Source organism: Agarivorans sp. (assembly GCF_050295395.1).
Classification (GTDB): domain Bacteria; phylum Pseudomonadota; class Gammaproteobacteria; order Enterobacterales; family Celerinatantimonadaceae; genus Agarivorans.
In genome coordinates this window covers 15,860-31,555 of record NZ_JBNKPP010000259.1, presented here as the reverse complement: position 1 = coordinate 31,555, position 15,696 = coordinate 15,860, and the positions used below count along the sequence as shown (strand labels likewise).

At 44.5% G+C, this 15,696-nt stretch carries 11 protein-coding genes and 5 tRNA genes; 4 read left to right on the top strand and 12 right to left on the bottom strand.

Translation table 11 applies throughout. The annotated features are described in order from the left end of the window. From rsxC to rsxA, 3 genes are all read right to left on the bottom strand, one after another. A partial coding sequence (gene rsxC, locus ACQY6Q_RS15240; protein ID WP_427982657.1) for an electron transport complex subunit RsxC occupies positions 1 to 1,958 on the bottom strand: 1,958 nt, incomplete at its 3' end. Then, positions 1,958 to 2,527: an electron transport complex subunit RsxB gene (rsxB, locus tag ACQY6Q_RS15235; protein ID WP_427982659.1), complete on the bottom strand. Its 570-nt coding sequence runs from the start codon at positions 2,525 to 2,527 to the stop codon at positions 1,958 to 1,960. The genes rsxB and rsxC, both read right to left, overlap by 1 nt. Before the next feature lies 1 nt (position 2,528). Next, positions 2,529 to 3,107, bottom strand: a complete 579-nt coding sequence (rsxA, locus tag ACQY6Q_RS15230; RefSeq protein ID WP_055731699.1) for an electron transport complex subunit RsxA — start codon at positions 3,105 to 3,107, stop codon at positions 2,529 to 2,531. Positions 3,108 to 3,452: 345 nt separating this feature from the next. Here rsxA and nrdD point away from each other — a divergent pair, with 345 nt between their 5' ends. Beyond that, positions 3,453 to 5,573, top strand: a complete 2,121-nt coding sequence (nrdD, locus tag ACQY6Q_RS15225; protein WP_427982655.1) for an anaerobic ribonucleoside-triphosphate reductase — start codon at positions 3,453 to 3,455, stop codon at positions 5,571 to 5,573. Continuing rightward, positions 5,573 to 6,043 carry an anaerobic ribonucleoside-triphosphate reductase-activating protein gene (nrdG, locus tag ACQY6Q_RS15220; RefSeq protein WP_427982653.1) on the top strand — a complete coding sequence of 157 codons (471 nt, stop codon included), beginning with the start codon at positions 5,573 to 5,575 and terminating at the stop codon, positions 6,041 to 6,043. Before nrdD ends, nrdG begins: the two co-directional genes overlap by 1 nt. A gap of 7 nt (positions 6,044 to 6,050) precedes the next feature. Here the strand turns inward: nrdG and ACQY6Q_RS15215 are convergent, their stop codons facing one another. The 6 genes from ACQY6Q_RS15215 to ACQY6Q_RS15190 all read right to left on the bottom strand — a co-directional run bounded on the left by ACQY6Q_RS15215 (position 6,051) and on the right by ACQY6Q_RS15190 (position 8,537). Beyond that, positions 6,051 to 7,829, bottom strand: a complete 1,779-nt coding sequence (locus ACQY6Q_RS15215; RefSeq protein ID WP_427982651.1) for an EAL domain-containing protein — start codon at positions 7,827 to 7,829, stop codon at positions 6,051 to 6,053. 210 nt (positions 7,830 to 8,039) lie between these two features. Then, a tRNA-Asn gene (locus ACQY6Q_RS15210) sits at positions 8,040 to 8,116 on the bottom strand. A 27-nt stretch (positions 8,117 to 8,143) separates the two neighbouring features. Then, a tRNA-Asn gene (locus tag ACQY6Q_RS15205) sits at positions 8,144 to 8,219 on the bottom strand. Between the two features lie 27 nt (positions 8,220 to 8,246). Then, positions 8,247 to 8,322: transfer RNA gene (locus ACQY6Q_RS15200), tRNA-Asn, on the bottom strand. Between the two features lie 35 nt (positions 8,323 to 8,357). Next, positions 8,358 to 8,433 (bottom strand) — tRNA-Asn (locus ACQY6Q_RS15195). 27 nt (positions 8,434 to 8,460) lie between these two features. Next, positions 8,461 to 8,537, bottom strand: a tRNA-Asn gene (locus tag ACQY6Q_RS15190). Positions 8,538 to 9,211: 674 nt separating this feature from the next. On the opposite strand from ACQY6Q_RS15190, the gene uvrB reads away from it, so the two are divergent. Beyond that, complete coding sequence (uvrB, locus tag ACQY6Q_RS15185) at positions 9,212 to 11,203, top strand: excinuclease ABC subunit UvrB (RefSeq protein ID WP_427982650.1); 1,992 nt, start codon at positions 9,212 to 9,214, stop codon at positions 11,201 to 11,203. A 45-nt stretch (positions 11,204 to 11,248) separates the two neighbouring features. Here the strand turns inward: uvrB and tpiA are convergent, their stop codons facing one another. Continuing rightward, positions 11,249 to 12,001 (bottom strand): triose-phosphate isomerase, encoded by a 753-nt coding sequence (gene tpiA / locus ACQY6Q_RS15180; RefSeq protein WP_427982647.1) that lies wholly within the window; start codon positions 11,999 to 12,001, stop codon positions 11,249 to 11,251. 115 nt (positions 12,002 to 12,116) lie between these two features. Continuing rightward, a complete protein-coding gene (locus ACQY6Q_RS15175) occupies positions 12,117 to 12,893 on the bottom strand; it encodes a YdcF family protein (RefSeq protein WP_055731693.1) in 777 nt (258 codons plus the stop codon). A gap of 216 nt (positions 12,894 to 13,109) precedes the next feature. On the opposite strand from ACQY6Q_RS15175, the gene ACQY6Q_RS15170 reads away from it, so the two are divergent. Beyond that, positions 13,110 to 14,300 carry an amino acid aminotransferase gene (locus ACQY6Q_RS15170; protein ID WP_427982646.1) on the top strand — a complete coding sequence of 397 codons (1,191 nt, stop codon included), beginning with the start codon at positions 13,110 to 13,112 and terminating at the stop codon, positions 14,298 to 14,300. Positions 14,301 to 14,364: 64 nt separating this feature from the next. On the opposite strand, the gene ACQY6Q_RS15165 is transcribed toward ACQY6Q_RS15170, so the two are convergent. Continuing rightward, positions 14,365 to 15,585: a GGDEF domain-containing protein gene (locus tag ACQY6Q_RS15165; protein WP_427982644.1), complete on the bottom strand. Its 1,221-nt coding sequence runs from the start codon at positions 15,583 to 15,585 to the stop codon at positions 14,365 to 14,367. Between the last annotated feature and the right edge of the window lie 111 nt (positions 15,586 to 15,696).

Here is a 15,696-nt window from a genome sequence, read left to right as displayed (position 1 = left end):
GGTTTGTCGTTACTGGCGCTTGACTCTTGTTCGGTTTGAGCTTTCTTGGCTTTAGCCCGAGCAATGGCTGCCGCTACCGCAGGATTGCTAGAACTTGCTGGTTTGTCGTTACTGGCGCTTGACTCTTGCTCGGTTTGAGCTTTCTTGGCTTTAGCCCGAGCAATGGCTGCCGCAACCGCAGGGTTGCTAGAACTTGCTGGTCTGTTCTCGCTAGCGCTTGGCTCTTGCTCAGTTTGAGCTTTCTTCGCTTTAGCACGGGCAATGGCTGCCGCTACTGCGGGATTGCTTGAGCTGGTCGCCTGTTGGTTGTTATTACTCTCAACTTCTGCGGCTTGCTTGGCTCGTCGTTGTGCTTTACGTGCTGCTCTTGCGGCAATAGCTTGTTGATTATCGGGTACCCATTCGCCGCTGTCGGTTTGCTTGGCGGCGGGAGCCGCTTGCTTAGCTTGTTTAACGCGGGCCAGTGCTGCGGCTACTGGATCGGGTTTATCTGCTTCACTATTGGCTTGAGCTTGGCTTTGACGACGTAAAGCCGCCTGCTGATGTTTGGCTTTACGTTCAGCTTTATCTTTTTCTAAGCGTGCTTGGCGAGCATCAAAACGCTGTTTCGCCAGCTCGGCTTCTTGCTTAGCCTGATCTTCACTCTTAATTTTGGCTTTGGCGGTGCGGTAATATTCAACTAAAGAAATATTACTGGGGCAAACAAAGGCACACGCACCGCATTCAATACAATCCATAATATTGTATTCGCGCGCTTTATTTAGCTCGTCGCCCTTCGCAAACCAATAGAGTTGTTGGGGCAACAGGCCCATGGGGCAGGCTTGGGCACATTCGCCACAGCGAATACAAGGTGACTCAGCTACCGCAGCTTGAGGCTTATTTAAGATTAAACAGTTGGTGGTTTTTATCACAGGCGCTTGGGTGCTAGGCAACATAAAGCCCATCATCGAGCCGCCCATAATGACAGGGCCTTCAGAGGCGTGGGCCGCTTGCTCATCGATGATGTCGGCAACGCTAGTGCCAATACTCATCCAGTAGTTGGCGGATTGCCTTAGCCGGTCGCCAGCCAAGGTAATAATGCGAGAAATTAACGGCTCACCATGATCGACTGCGCGGTGTATTGCATAAGCGGTGCCTACGTTATGCACCAAAATCCCCATGTCTATCGGTAGTTGCTTCGCACCCACTTCCTTGCCGGTGAGAATTTGAATCAATTGTTTCTCACCACCAGAGGGATATTTAGTAGGAATACTTCGTATCATAAGCCCTTCGTCGCTGGCTTCACGCAGGGCTTTTAGGGCTTCGGGCTTATCATCTTCCACCGCGATAATGGTTAATTTTGGCTGTAGTGCTGTTTGCAGTAAGGAAACGCCACGTAGCAGCTCATTGGCGTAATTGCGCATTAAGCAGTCATCGGCGGTAATATACGGTTCACATTCCGCGCCATTAATGATCAATACATCCAGCGGTTTATTTGGGGTAATTTTTAAGGCTGTGGGGAAGCCTGCTCCGCCCATGCCGGTAATACCTGCTTGATGTACGCGCTGGCAGATCAGTTCGGGGCTGAGCTCTTGTTCGGTTAACGGCGTTAAGTAGTCGCAATCTTGCTGCTGTTGGTCTACGTCTATCACCACACTGAGCTCGGGTAGAGCAGACGGATGCGCTGATATTCTGGGTTCTATGGCCACAATAGTACCCGCTAGTGAAGCGTGTACTGGTGGCGCTTGAAAAAATTGCGATTGGGTTAAGGCCTGACCTTTTTTAACCCGTTGTCCTGGCTCTACAATGAGTTTTCCGGCACTGCCAATGTGCTGTTGCACAGGAATACAAACGCGGCGCGGTAAGGGCAGTGGCTTGGGCTGGGCACAGCTAATGTTTTGCTTGTGGGTTGCTGGGTGCACGCCACCTTGATAGCTCCAAGTGAAGCCTTGTCTAATTTTGTCTAACCAAGCCAGCATTATTTATCGGCCTCGATAATTGAAACGTTTATTTGGTTCAATTTCCAATCCCAGTTTTTGGTAGTAATAGGTACCGGTCGCATTTCAATACAATCGGTTGGGCAGGGGGCTACGCAAAGCTCACAACCAGTACATTCTTTACTGATTACCGTATGCATGTGTTTGTTGGCCCCCATGATGGCATCTACTGGACAAGCCTGAATGCATTTGGTGCAACCAATACAAGCCTCTTCAACGATAAAGGCGACTTTTTTACGGTCATCTTCTTTTACCGCTGCTTCATCTAGCGGAATCGCTTCCACGCCAAGTAAGTCAGCAATTTTGGCGACGGTTTCTTCACCACCGGGAGGACATTTGTTAATCGCTTCGCCGTTGGCAATGGCTTCTGCGTAAGGTCTGCAGCCGGGGTGACCACATTGCCCACATTGAGTTTGTGGCAGTAAGGACTCTACTTGGTCGGCAATGGGGTTGCCTTCAACTTTATATTTGATGGCGGCATAGCCCAAGATCCCACCAAATACTAAAGCGAGTAAAGTAATTGCAATTAAGGCTTCTAACATAGTTGATATACTACTTAATTAATCCGGTGAAACCAACGAAGGCTAAAGACATTAAACCGGCGGTGATCATTGCGATCGCAGCGCCTTTAAAAGGAACAGGAATGTCGGCAACCACTAGCCGTTCTCGCATCGCCGAGAACAAAATCAAAACTAGCGAAAAACCTGCCGCCGCGCCAAAACCATAGATGATCGACTGAAAAAGATCGTGCTGTTCGTTAACATTAAGTAAGGCCACCCCCAACACGGCACAGTTTGAAGTGATTAGGGGTAAGTAAATACCGAGCACTCGATGTAACGCTGGGCTGGCTTTTTGTACAAACATTTCAGTGAACTGCACGACTACCGCAATCACCAAAATAAAGCTCATGGTACGCAAGTATTCGATTTCTAGCGGAACCAAGATGTATTGCTCTACTAAATAGGAGCACATCGAGGCTAGAGTTAGCACGAAAGTAGTGGCTAAAGCCATGCCGATAGCCGTTTCAACCTTGCTTGATACCCCCATAAAAGGGCATAGGCCTAGAAATTTGACCAAGACAAAGTTGTTGACCAACACGGTACTGATTAATAACAAAAAATATTCAGTCATTGAATTAAGACGCAGCGAAACAAAGCGCTATTATCCTCGTTTGTGGGCGCTATAACAACCGTGAGTTGTATGTGGAAAAGCAAGCAATTTTTTGCTGTGATTTATGGAGCATTTTTGCGCGATCAAATTTACTTTTTACGCTTCGATTGATCTCGATCATTGGTAATAACTTTAAAAATTAAATCTCTCGACTACTACATGTAGTGGGAACTAGAATTTACCACCACTACATATGGTTAACCATCAAACACAGTGCTTTTTTGCTTAGCATTGGCTGCAAAGCCTTGAGCGGCGTGGTTTGCAAGTATTTTAATGAATCAGTGAGAGAATATTGGAGCGTAAATCGTGAAAACAGTCGTGATAAAACGAGACGGAAGCCGTGTACCTTACGACGCTAAACGGATTGTCGATGCAGTGTTAAAAGCAGCTGAAGCCCTAGGGGTTAAGGATAACTTGGTTGCGCTACACATTGCACAGCAAGTAACAGAGCAATTTGTTAACCACCCAGAAGTGGATATTAATGATATCCAAGCCTCGGTGGAAAACCACTTAATGGAAAGTGATAACAAAACACTGGCGCGTGCATACATCGAATATCGTCATGATCGTGATGTGGCGCGTGATAAGCGCAGCGTATTGAATGCTGAAATTCGTGGTTTGGTTGAGCAAAGTAATGCAGCGTTGCTCAACGAAAATGCGAATAAAGACAGCAAGGTGATTCCAACTCAGCGTGATTTATTGGCCGGTATTGTGGCTAAACATTACGCCAAAACCCATTTATTGCCTCGTGACGTAGTGCAAGCCCATGACGCAGGTGAGATCCACTTCCACGATTTAGACTATGCGCCGTTCTTTCCAATGTTCAATTGCATGTTGATTGACTTAGAAGGCATGTTGACTGGTGGTTTTAAAATGGGCAATGCCGAAATTGAAACGCCGAAGTCTATTTCTACTGCTACAGCGGTAACCGCGCAAATTATTGCTCAGGTTGCCAGCCACATTTATGGCGGCACCACCATTAACCGCATTGACGAAATTCTAGCCCCTTATGTGCAAAAGAGTTACGACAAGCATTTAGTGATTGCTGAACGTTGGAACATCGCCGATGCCGAAGCTTATGCTAAGGCTCAAACAGAAAAAGAATGCCACGACGCCTTCCAATCATTAGAGTATGAGGTGAATACCTTACACACAGCCAATGGACAAACCCCGTTTGTGACTTTTGGTTTTGGCTTAGGCTCTTGCTGGGCTTCGCGACTAATTCAACGCTCCATTTTAGAAAACCGTATCGCCGGCCTAGGAAAAAATGCCAAAACAGCGGTATTTCCTAAGTTGGTATTTGCCATTAAAGATGGCTTAAATCACAAACAAGAAGATCCCAGCTACGATATCAAGCAGTTGGCTTTGAAGTGTGCGTCTAAGCGCATGTACCCAGATATTTTAAACTATGACAAAGTGGTTGAAGTAACAGGCTCATTTAAAACGCCAATGGGTTGTCGTAGCTTCCTTGGTCAGTACCAAGAAGAGGGTAAAGAAATCCATGACGGGCGCAATAACCTTGGCGTGGTGAGTATTAACCTGCCACGCATCGCCATTGAAGCAAGAGGCGACGAACAGCGCTTCTTTGAACTGCTCGATCAACGTTTGAGTGTGGCCAAACTGGGCTTAGATAGCCGTATTTCGCGTCTTAAAGGGGTTAAAGCTAAGGTGGCTCCGATTCTTTATATGGAAGGCGCATGTGGCGTAAGACTGAATGCCGAAGATGACGTGTCTAGTATTTTTGAAAATGGCCGAGCATCTATTTCTTTGGGTTACATTGGCTTACATGAAACGGTGAATGCACTATACGGTAATGCCCAGCATGTTTACGATAATAAACAGCTACAACAAAAAGCTATTGGTATTGTTACCGCGTTGAAACAAGCCACTTTACGCTGGGAGAAAGAAAGCGGGTATGCCTTTAGTTTGTATAGTACGCCTAGTGAAAACTTATGTGACCGCTTCTGCCGCCTTGATGCCAAGAAATTTGGTGTGATTGAAGGGGTGACCGATAAGGGCTATTACACCAACAGCTTCCACCTAGACGTTGAGAAAAAGGTAAATCCATTCGATAAAATCGACTTCGAGCAACCTTATCCAGCGGTAAGCAGTGGCGGCTTTATTTGTTACGGTGAATATCCAAATCTACAACACAACACTGAAGCCTTAGAAGACGTTTGGGATTACAGCTACACCCGAGTGCCTTATTACGGTACCAATACGCCAATTGACGAGTGTTATGAATGTGGTTTTACTGGTGAATTTAACTGTACCAGCAAAGGCTTTGAGTGCCCATCATGTGGCAACTCAGAATCCAGCAAAGTGTCGGTTACGCGTCGCGTGTGTGGCTATTTAGGCAGCCCAGATGCGCGTCCGTTTAACTACGGCAAGCAAGAAGAAGTTAAACGCAGAGTCAAACATCTGTAATGAACTACCTCAGTTATCACGCTATTGATGTGGTAAACGGGCAAGGTACTCGTTGTACCTTGTTCGTGGCTGGTTGCGAGCATCACTGTCGAGGCTGCTATAACCAAAAATCTTGGTCCTGTGATGCGGGGCACTACTTTAGCCCCGAATTGGAACAGAAGATCATCGACGATTTAAACGATAGCCGCATTAAACGCCGCGGCTTGAGTTTAAGTGGCGGCGATCCTTTACATCCAAAGAACCTCGATAGCATCGAAGCCTTGGTGCGGCGGGTTCGGGAAGAATGTCCGGGGAAAGATATTTGGATGTGGACCGGTTATCGTTTAGCTGAACTGAATGCCCAGCAACAAACCATTGTTAAAATGGTCGATACCCTTATCGATGGTAAATTTGAACAAGACTTGGCGGATGCCAAGTTAGTCTGGCGGGGCAGTAGCAACCAAGTGATCTACCAACAACCCCTGCGTTAAACGTGAATTAAGAAATCAGTTTAGGGCGACTTATTAAGTAGCCCTGCATACTGTCAACGTACATCGATTCAAGCAACTGCTTTTGCTCTAAAGTTTCAACACCTTGGGCAATCACCTGACAACCTAAACGGTGTGATACTTCCACTAACATACTGACAAATTGCTGGTTGCTTTTGTCTGCTTCTAACTGCTGTACTAAATCACTACTGATTTTAACGTAGTTAGGTTTCAGCTCTTTGAACAGCTTGAACGAGCCAATGCCATTACCAAAGTCGGCGATGGCAGTATGGCAGCTATTACGGCGTAATACTTCAAATAGCTTTTTGGCATTACTGATATGCGCGTCTAAGGTTTCTTCTTCTAATTCAAACACCACTCGGGATTTTAAATTAGGGTAACGTTGTAAGTGCTGAGTTAACCAGCTACAAAAATTGGGGTCGGTTAAAATTAACTTACTGAGATTGATACCCCAACGATAATCGGCATTTTGAGCGGAAATAGTTTTGAGTATATAAGCGATGGTGGCTTTTTCTAGTTGTTCAATCTTACCTAAGCGCTGAGCCATTGATAGGGTGGTTTCAGTAGGCAATTGCTGTTTTTGGTCGGATATAAAACGGATAAACACTTCATGGTAGGCGGGCATGGTTCGATGCATCGACTGAATGGCCTGAGATGCAATGTTAAAATTGCTTTTAGCAATTAGGTAATCAATGGTTTTTTGCCATTGTAAGTCACTACTTTCTAAATTTTCATCATCATCCAACACCACTTCCCAAGCATTAGGCGACAAGCTCTGAGCAATGGCCAGAGCCGCATCAGCGCGAGAAATGACCCGTTCGATAGAATCGTCTTTTTTCAGTTCGGTAACACCAATGTAGGCGGCGCTTTGGAGCTGTTTACTGTTACTGTACTCGGTTAATGCTGCTCTCAAATCTTGGGCTATTTGGCTAACTCGACTAGCGGCAAACTTAGGAATAATTAATGCAAACTCTGCTCCCAATAAGCGATACAGTTGGCTGTTAGAATAATCTCTACGGCTACTATCTACAATTTTGGCAATATCCTTAATGTAGTCATCGCCAGCTTGATGGCCACGCGCCTTGTTGATCTCTTGTAACTGAGAGGCGCGCACTAAAAACAACACTGTATTATTAGGCGGTTCACTAAGCATCTGTTGCATGTCTTGGCGAAAAGAATGGCGATTTAATTGCCCAGTAAGGGGGTCTAATGCAACTTGTTGCTCTAACTGTTGAATGGCATGTTTCTGTTGGCGAATTTGTTGGGTAAATTTCAGTTTTTGCTCTTTAATTAACTCACCAACATTACCCAATACTGGAGTCTCGTCAGTTAAACGATCGGCATTTACTAATTTTTTCAGCTTAGATTTAATACTGGATACGGCGCGAACAAACAACAAACTGGTTAATAGATAACCCAAGATGCAAAGTGCAGCAATACTTAAATAAAGCCTTAAATAACTATCACCAACAAATTCGAAAGAGGGCTTAAAATTAAGCCGATACTTGCCCACAGCGATGGTTTTCATGCGTGTTTTACTAGGCTCTACTAGCTCTACTAGCCAATGTTGTGAGGCACCAGCCAAGGCGAGGGTATTATCAACCGCCAATTGAGTAGAAATAAAACTGAGATTATGCTGATCACGTAACAGTTGTAAGTTGGCTGTGGTTAACTGGCTAGGTTCGGTCAGCTGCAAAGAGAGTAGCTCAGTGACTTGCTGATCTTCTCTAGCGAGGTCGGCTTTAAATAACTGCAGGTGAACCGCCACTACAGATAGCCATAATAAGATAAATAAAAAAGCATTTACGACAAAAAATGTTCGAAGCCCTTTCATATTTTCCCTGTCTATTAAATAAACACTCAATTTAATAATACATGCAAACAATAGACTTATCTATCAGATGCTTAGCAATACCCATAATAATTATGTTGAGAAATGTATAAAAATTGCTTTGGAATTAGGGGGAATGGTAGAAAATGGCTCCCCAGGTTGGAGTTGAACCAACGACACATGGATTAACAGTCCACCGCTCTAACCAACTGAGCTACTGGGGAAGGGTAAGGTAGATAAAGATAATTGAGTGGCTCCCCAAGTTGGGCTTGAACCAACGACACATGGATTAACAGTCCACCGCTCTACCAACTGAGCTATTGGGGAATCGTAAGATTATCTTGATTATATGATTGGCTCCCCAAGTTGGGCTTGAACCAACGACACATGGATTAACAGTCCACCGCTCTACCAACTGAGCTATTGGGGAATCATATAATATTGAACCTATTTTAAAAGCAAGATTGGCTCCCCAAGTTGGGCTTGAACCAACGACACATGGATTAACAGTCCACCGCTCTACCAACTGAGCTATTGGGGAATCTTGATTATACCTAAGCAAATTGAGTGGCTCCCCAGGTTGGAGTTGAACCAACGACACATGGATTAACAGTCCACCGCTCTAACCAACTGAGCTACTGGGGAATCGCTTTGCTTAAGTGCGGGGCGCATAGTAATAATTGCCCTTATAAGTGTCAACTAATTCTACATCAAAATTGATAAATAGTGTCTGTTTGCTCAACTTACATCCAGTTACCCGCTTGGAGTGATCGAATCTTGTTCGCTAAGAGTAAAAAAACAACATTTGTTACTCAGTAAAAAGGCAATCCTAAGGTCAATTAAATGAGTAGATGCGGTAAAACCTAGAGAGCCAATTTTTATACACAATTAACAAAAGCCTTTGTTAATGCCAGCTGCAGCAAGTTATCCACTGAATTTGTGGATAAGTGTGTGCATTAAAAGTGCTGTCATCCCTCTAGGCCAATGATTACGCCGCTTTCAGAGAAATATGATCCGCGTCTGATTTTCAAGCAACAATAATGAATTCAATAACTTACAATTTAGTTAGTATAAAAGCTCAATTAATAAACGGGCTAAAAAAAACACTTGTAATTTATCTAAAGTTAGTGTGCATTACTTTTTGTTACACGCACATTTCTATCCACATTTAAGGGTAATATTCTAATTTATTTTTTATCGCGATATTCTCTGCTAAGGGTTCTGAACTTCGCTTTTGGCGCAGCTCATCTTTATTTATTCTCTGGCAAATTTGCGTAAAATGGCCATTGAGCTTCGTTGCCTTCAACTGGAACAAATTAATGAAAAAACCATTCGATTTAGTCTCCGATTACCAACCCGCGGGTGATCAGCCGAGCGCAATCAAGTCCTTAATTGAAGGACTTGAAGATGGCCTCGCTCACCAGACCCTATTAGGTGTGACGGGCTCGGGTAAAACCTTCACCGTGGCTAATGTAATAGCGGAACTCAACCGTCCAACGATTATTCTTGCACCAAATAAAACCTTGGCCGCGCAACTCTACAGTGAAATGAAAGAGTTTTTTCCTAACAATGCGGTAGAGTTTTTTGTTTCGTATTATGACTATTATCAGCCAGAGGCCTATGTGCCGACCACCGACACCTTTATTGAAAAGGATGCCTCGGTTAACTCTCATATCGAGCAAATGCGCTTATCCGCGACCAAAGCGTTGTTAGAGCGCCGTGATGTGGTGTTGGTAGCCTCGGTATCGGCAATTTACGGCTTAGGTGACCCACAGTCGTATTTGCAAATGATGTTACATCTTAGTGTTGGTGACATGATCGACCAGCGCGCGATTTTACGTCGCTTAGCTGAGCTACAGTATTCACGCAATGACGCCGCTTTTCAGCGTTCTACCTTTCGTGTACGTGGCGACGTGATTGATGTTTATCCTGCAGAATCAGACAAAAATGCCATTCGCATCGAGCTGTTTGACGGTGAGGTGGAGCGTTTAAGTAGCTTTGACCCGCTTACGGGAGCAGAGGAAGAAGTGATGGCCCGCGTGACTATCTTCCCTAAGACTCACTACGTAACGCCGCGCGAGACCATTTTAAATGCGATTAACGCGATTAAAGAAGAGCTGAACCAGCGTAAGAAACAATTATTAGACGCTAATAAATTAATTGAAGAACAGCGTATCTCCCAGCGCACTTTATTTGATATCGAAATGATGAATGAGCTGGGCTATTGCTCGGGCATTGAAAACTACTCACGTTATCTCTCTAATCGCGCACCGGGCGAGCCACCCCCAACCTTGCTTGATTATCTACCGGCTGATGGTTTGCTTATTATCGACGAATCCCACGTTACCGTGCCGCAAATTGGCGCCATGTACAAAGGTGACCGTTCGCGTAAAGAAAATCTGGTTAACTATGGTTTCCGTTTACCTTCGGCCTTGGATAATCGCCCTCTAAAATTTGAAGAGTTTGAACAAATAGCGCCGCAAACTATTTTTGTTTCTGCCACACCTAGCCAATATGAGCTGGATAAAACCAATCAAGAGTTTGTTGAGCAAGTAGTAAGGCCAACCGGCTTATTAGACCCAGAAATTGAAGTGCGGCCTGTGAATACTCAGGTCGACGATTTGCTCTCAGAAATCCGCTTGCGCACGGCGATAGATGAGCGGGTATTAGTGACCACCTTAACTAAGCGCATGGCCGAAGATCTTAGTGAGTATCTCACCGAACACCAAGTCAAAGTGCGCTATTTGCATTCTGACATTGATACCGTAGAGCGGGTAGAGATCATTCGTGATCTACGCATGGGGGTATTTGATGTACTAGTTGGCATCAACTTATTGCGAGAAGGCCTAGACATGCCAGAAGTGTCTTTGGTGGCTATTTTGGACGCAGATAAAGAAGGTTTTCTGCGCTCGGAGCGCTCGCTAATTCAAACCATTGGCCGCGCCGCTCGTCACCCACAGGGTAAGGCCATTCTTTATGGTGATAAGATCACCGGCTCTATGGAGCGAGCGATTGGCGAAACTAAGCGTAGACGTGAGATTCAGCAGGCCTTCAATACTGAGCATGGTATTGTGCCGCAAAAATTGAACAAAAAAGTGGCGGATATTAGTAACTTTGGTAAATCTAAGCTGGCTACTGCCGCCGAAGGTAAGGCCAAATACGCGGCGCTGTCGGCTGATTCTTTGTTGAAGAGTATTGCTCAACTAGAAAAACAAATGATTAATCATGCCAAGGAATTAGAATTTGAACAGGCGGCTGCGGTACGTGATGAGATCGCTAAAATGCAACAGCAGTTGGTAAAAATCAGTTAAAAAAAAGCCGCTGGTATCAGCGGCTCTTCATTATTTTAAACAGTCTTAGTTTGCAGCGGCGATGATCGCGCCAAACTCGTCAGCTAGCAAAGATGCGCCGCCTACTAGGGCGCCATCGATGTCAGCTTGAGAGAACAGTTCTTTAGCTGTAGCGGCTTTAACACTACCACCGTAAAGAATTTGAACTTTTTCAGCAACACTTGCGTTTTGTGCAGCTAACCAACCACGAATGTGAGCGTGAACTGCTTGAGCTTGCTCAGAAGTCGCTGATTTACCAGTACCGATAGCCCAAACTGGTTCGTAAGCGATTACCGCGTTTTCGAAAGATTCAACGCCGCAAAGGTCGATTACCGCTTTAAGTTGAGTTTCAACTACAGCTTCAGTTTTGCCAGCTTCATTTTCTTCCAAGGTTTCGCCAATACATAGTACAGGAACAAGACCATTTTCTTGGATGGCTTTAAATTTAGCGGCAACAACTTCGTCAGTTTCGTTGTGGTACTGACGACGCTCACTGTGACCCACTAGGCTGTAAGTACAACCAAATTCTTTAAGCATTACTGGAGAGTTTTCGCCAGTGAAAGCGCCAGAAGTATTAACACTGGCGTCTTGGGCGCCATAAGCGATAGGAGCGTCACCCACTAAGGCTTCAACTTGACCTAAAAATACAACAGGTGGGCAAATAGCAGTTTGCACGCCAGTAGCTGCTTTAGCAGGTTCGATTAAGCCGTTTACTAATGCGGTTACTGAATCTTTAGTACCGTTTAGTTTCCAGTTACCCATTACAAGAGGTGTTCTCATTGTGCGTATCTCCTTTAAATAAATTGGCTCGATTATAGTGAATTTCTTACAAAAACGTAGTGTTTCAGCAAAATTATCTCGCTAAAACTGGCTATAGCTGATCTAAAACAAACGATTACGAAAAATAAGCACGAATTTGTTGCCACCAGATGCCTAATTTTTCATGCCATAGCGCATCGTAGCGATAGATAAAGCGAGAATCCGGTAGGAATTCGTAAAGTCGTTGTTCTCCCTGAATTTCTTTACCAAGGTAATCGGTAGGCACAGGGCTAATATTATTTGAGTAACGTTGAAATTGTTGTAGTGCGCGTTGCATATGAGTAGCGCTAGTCACTAAGGCCGTGGGGCGCTGGCCAATATAGGTAGAAATCACCGCAGCTTCTTGTTCGGTATCTTTGGCTTTAGGAATAGTAATGATGTTGGCTGGCGGAATATTGGCCTGACGAGCCACTTTTTCCATCAACTCGGCATTGCTATTGGGATCGCTACCGCCATAACCAGAAACGATCAAACGGCTTTGGGGGTTGATTCGGCTTAGCTCAATGCCTTTAGTAATCCGCGCAAACGAAGAGCGACTCAGTTGTTCGGTGGCCGATAACGCCGGGTCACTAATATGGCCTCCACCCAATACCACCACAAAATCGAAGCTATTGACTAACTCTGTAGGCGCTTGAATGGCACGTTCTTGTTTCAGTAGCTGTTGATTAACCCACCAAGGATTACTGGTTAACAACAAAATTGCTAAGGCAGGGAACAAGCTAAGCGCAGCTCGATAGGGGCGGCGGGTAATGCCAAAGTAGAACGAGAGTAACAACAGGAGAATACAAATGTTGAGTGGCATAAGCAGCGAGCCTAACCATTTTTTAACAACAAAACCTAAACTTAATTCCATAAAGTTACTTCTCTAAAAAGCCCTTGCTAGCATCTTAATCGAATGACTTCCTCGGGGGAAATCCTTAGTCGCCAAATTAGCAAAAATAAACGCTTAAACCAAATAAATGCGTGAAATCAAAAATTTCCTGATATTTTGTTCTGAGACTAAAGACAGCCTTGTTTAGTTGAGGTAATCTTCGCTGGATACAGGAATGTTTATAGCAGAGAGGAAACTATGTTTGAGCGCGTAATCGCCGCCCCAGCGGATCCTATTTTAGGATTAACTGAAGCTTTTAAAGCAGACTCACGTCCCGATAAAATTAATCTAGGGGTTGGTATCTATAAAAACGAAGCGGGTCAAACCCCTGTTTTAGATACGGTTAAGATTGCAGAGAAACACCTTCTAGAAACCGAAAACACTAAATCTTACCTCAGCATTGAAGGTAATGCAGCTTACGGTAAAGAAGTGCAAAAGTTGTTGTTTGGCGAAGATAGTGAAATCGTTAGCAGCCAACGCGCTTTTACAGCTCAATCCCCAGGCGGCACTGGCGCACTGCATAATGCTGCCGAGTTTGCTTATAACCATTTAGGTGTACGTACCATTTGGGTAAGCAACCCTACTTGGGCTAACCATGGCAACATCTTCAAGGCTATTGGCCTAGAAGTTAAGCCTTACGATTATTACGACGCAGACAGCAAAGACCTAGATTTTGACGCTATGTTGCAATCTCTAGAGCAAGTGCAAGAAGGTGACTTAGTGCTGTTCCATGGTTGTTGTCATAACCCAACCGGGATTGACCCAACACTTGAGCAGTGGAAAGCCTTAGCCTCCCTAAGCGCGAGTAAAAAAGTGCTACCTTTGTTTGACTTTGCTTACCAAGGTTTCGCTACTGGTGTGGAAGAAGATGCCGCTGGTTTGCGCGTTTTTGCCGAACAAATTAAAGAGCTATTAGTAGCTAGTTCGTTCTCTAAAAACTTTGGGTTATACAACGAACGCGTCGGTGCTTTCACTCTGGTTGCTGAAGATAAAGAGCAGGGTGCAACGGCATTCAGTCAAGTTAAGGCAGGCATTCGTGCTAACTACTCAAATCCACCAGCTCACGGTGCAGCGGTTGTGACTACTATTTTGCAAAACCCTGAGCTTAAAGCCCAATGGATTGCTGAAGTGGCTGAAATGCGAGATCGCATCAAAGAAATGCGTGATTTATTTGTTGAAACGCTAGCGGCTAAAGGCGCTAGCGGTGATTACAGCTTTATTCAGCGTCAGAATGGTATGTTCTCGTTCTCTGGTTTAAGCAAAGAGCAAGTAGCTGAGCTAAAAGATAAATACGGGGTCTACATTGTAGGTTCTGGCCGTATCAGCGTAGCGGGTATGACTAAGGACAACATGGATGCCCTTTGTTCGGCGATTGCTGCTGTAGTTTAACGACTAAAACTCAATTAAACCCCAAAACGCCAAGTATGTTCGCTTGGCGTTTTTTTATCTTAAATTAGCCAACAACAATGTTTCTGCCTTTGTCTTTGGCTTTGTATAAGGCTTTATCGGCGTCTTTAATCACTTCTTCGGCATTAGCATGCTGGCTAGACTTTTCTGCCACACCAATACTTACGGTAATTTGTACGGTATTGTGGGGTTTGGTATTTTCTTTGCGTGCCGATTTACTGGCTTTTTCACGGCTACTCTTGTCCCTAATGGCAAAGGGCGTGGCAGCAATTAGATCGCGAATGTCATCTAAAAATGCAATAGCGTGGTCTAGTTTTTTGCCTTTAAACAATACGGTAAACTCTTCTCCACCATAACGAAACACCTGACCTCCACCTTCTACTTGGTCTAATTTAGAGGCCACCATTGCCAGAACATCATCACCAACATCATGACCATAGGTATCGTTAAACTTTTTGAAGTGGTCGATATCCACCATCGCTAGAGTGTAGTTTTTGGATAGCCCTGCAAGGCGTTCAAATAACATCCGTCGGCCAAGTAAGCCGGTTAATTCATCTCGATAGGCTAATTCATGAGAAGCTCTAAAGCCGCTATAGAGAACAATTAACATCGACGCACTAAAAAACACCGAAGAAATGGCTTCGCGGTCAAGAAAGGCTAAGGGGAAAATACTGGCAACAAAACTAAAAAACAGGCCTATGGTTAAGCTGGTAGGGCGATGTGCTAAACGTACAAAGGCTATCACCAAGCACAAAGTGACGATTGCCAAAGCGCCGCTGCTAATGACTAAGCCATCAATCGGACGAGGGGCAAACCAACTTTCAATTAAAGGTTGGGCGTCTAAAGATAAATAGTTAATTACCGAAGTAATCACGACAACTTGTACGATTAACAACCAATAATGTAAGCAAGCACGCAGAGTTTTGCTGCCGTTTTCCTTAATCAGTAAATTCAATACCATGTTGCATGGAATAAATAAGCATACCAAGGTGAAGGCTAACTTAGCTTGTGGCACATCCAAAGGTTGTTGCAAGTATTGAACGATTAACCAATAACTGAAGGTATTTACCAATACCACAACGATAAGTTGTCTACGATTAAATAAGATGGCCAACATCGCCGTTACAGCTGCGAGCCCATAAGGCATCCAATAAATGATGTCTTGAACACTACTGGACAGTTCGGTGTACCAAATAAGCATCGCGCTGGCTAAGGCCAAAATAATCGTTGGCGGCCAAATATTGGTGCTAGTTAGTTTACTTTCCATGAATTTCAAGTTATTGAGTTTGCGTCGATTTTATCGAACAATCTGGCATTTTTGAATCACCTAAATGGGGAATAGTGGTTTAGCCTCTAAGTTTTCATCAGTATCTTGATA

Bases quoted from the DNA above. Each gene is read 5' to 3' on its own strand.
- rsxA (WP_055731699.1), bottom strand. From the start codon at position 3,107: ATGACTGAATATTTTTTGTTATTAATCAGTACCGTGTTGGTCAACAAC.
- nrdG (WP_427982653.1), top strand. From the start codon at position 5,573: ATGAACTACCTCAGTTATCACGCTATTGATGTGGTAAACGGGCAAGGT.
- uvrB (WP_427982650.1), top strand. From the start codon at position 9,212: ATGAAAAAACCATTCGATTTAGTCTCCGATTACCAACCCGCGGGTGAT.
- tpiA (WP_427982647.1), bottom strand. From the start codon at position 12,001: ATGAGAACACCTCTTGTAATGGGTAACTGGAAACTAAACGGTACTAAA.
- ACQY6Q_RS15175 (WP_055731693.1), bottom strand. From the start codon at position 12,893: ATGGAATTAAGTTTAGGTTTTGTTGTTAAAAAATGGTTAGGCTCGCTG.
- ACQY6Q_RS15170 (WP_427982646.1), top strand. From the start codon at position 13,110: ATGTTTGAGCGCGTAATCGCCGCCCCAGCGGATCCTATTTTAGGATTA.
- ACQY6Q_RS15165 (WP_427982644.1), bottom strand. From the start codon at position 15,585: ATGGAAAGTAAACTAACTAGCACCAATATTTGGCCGCCAACGATTATT.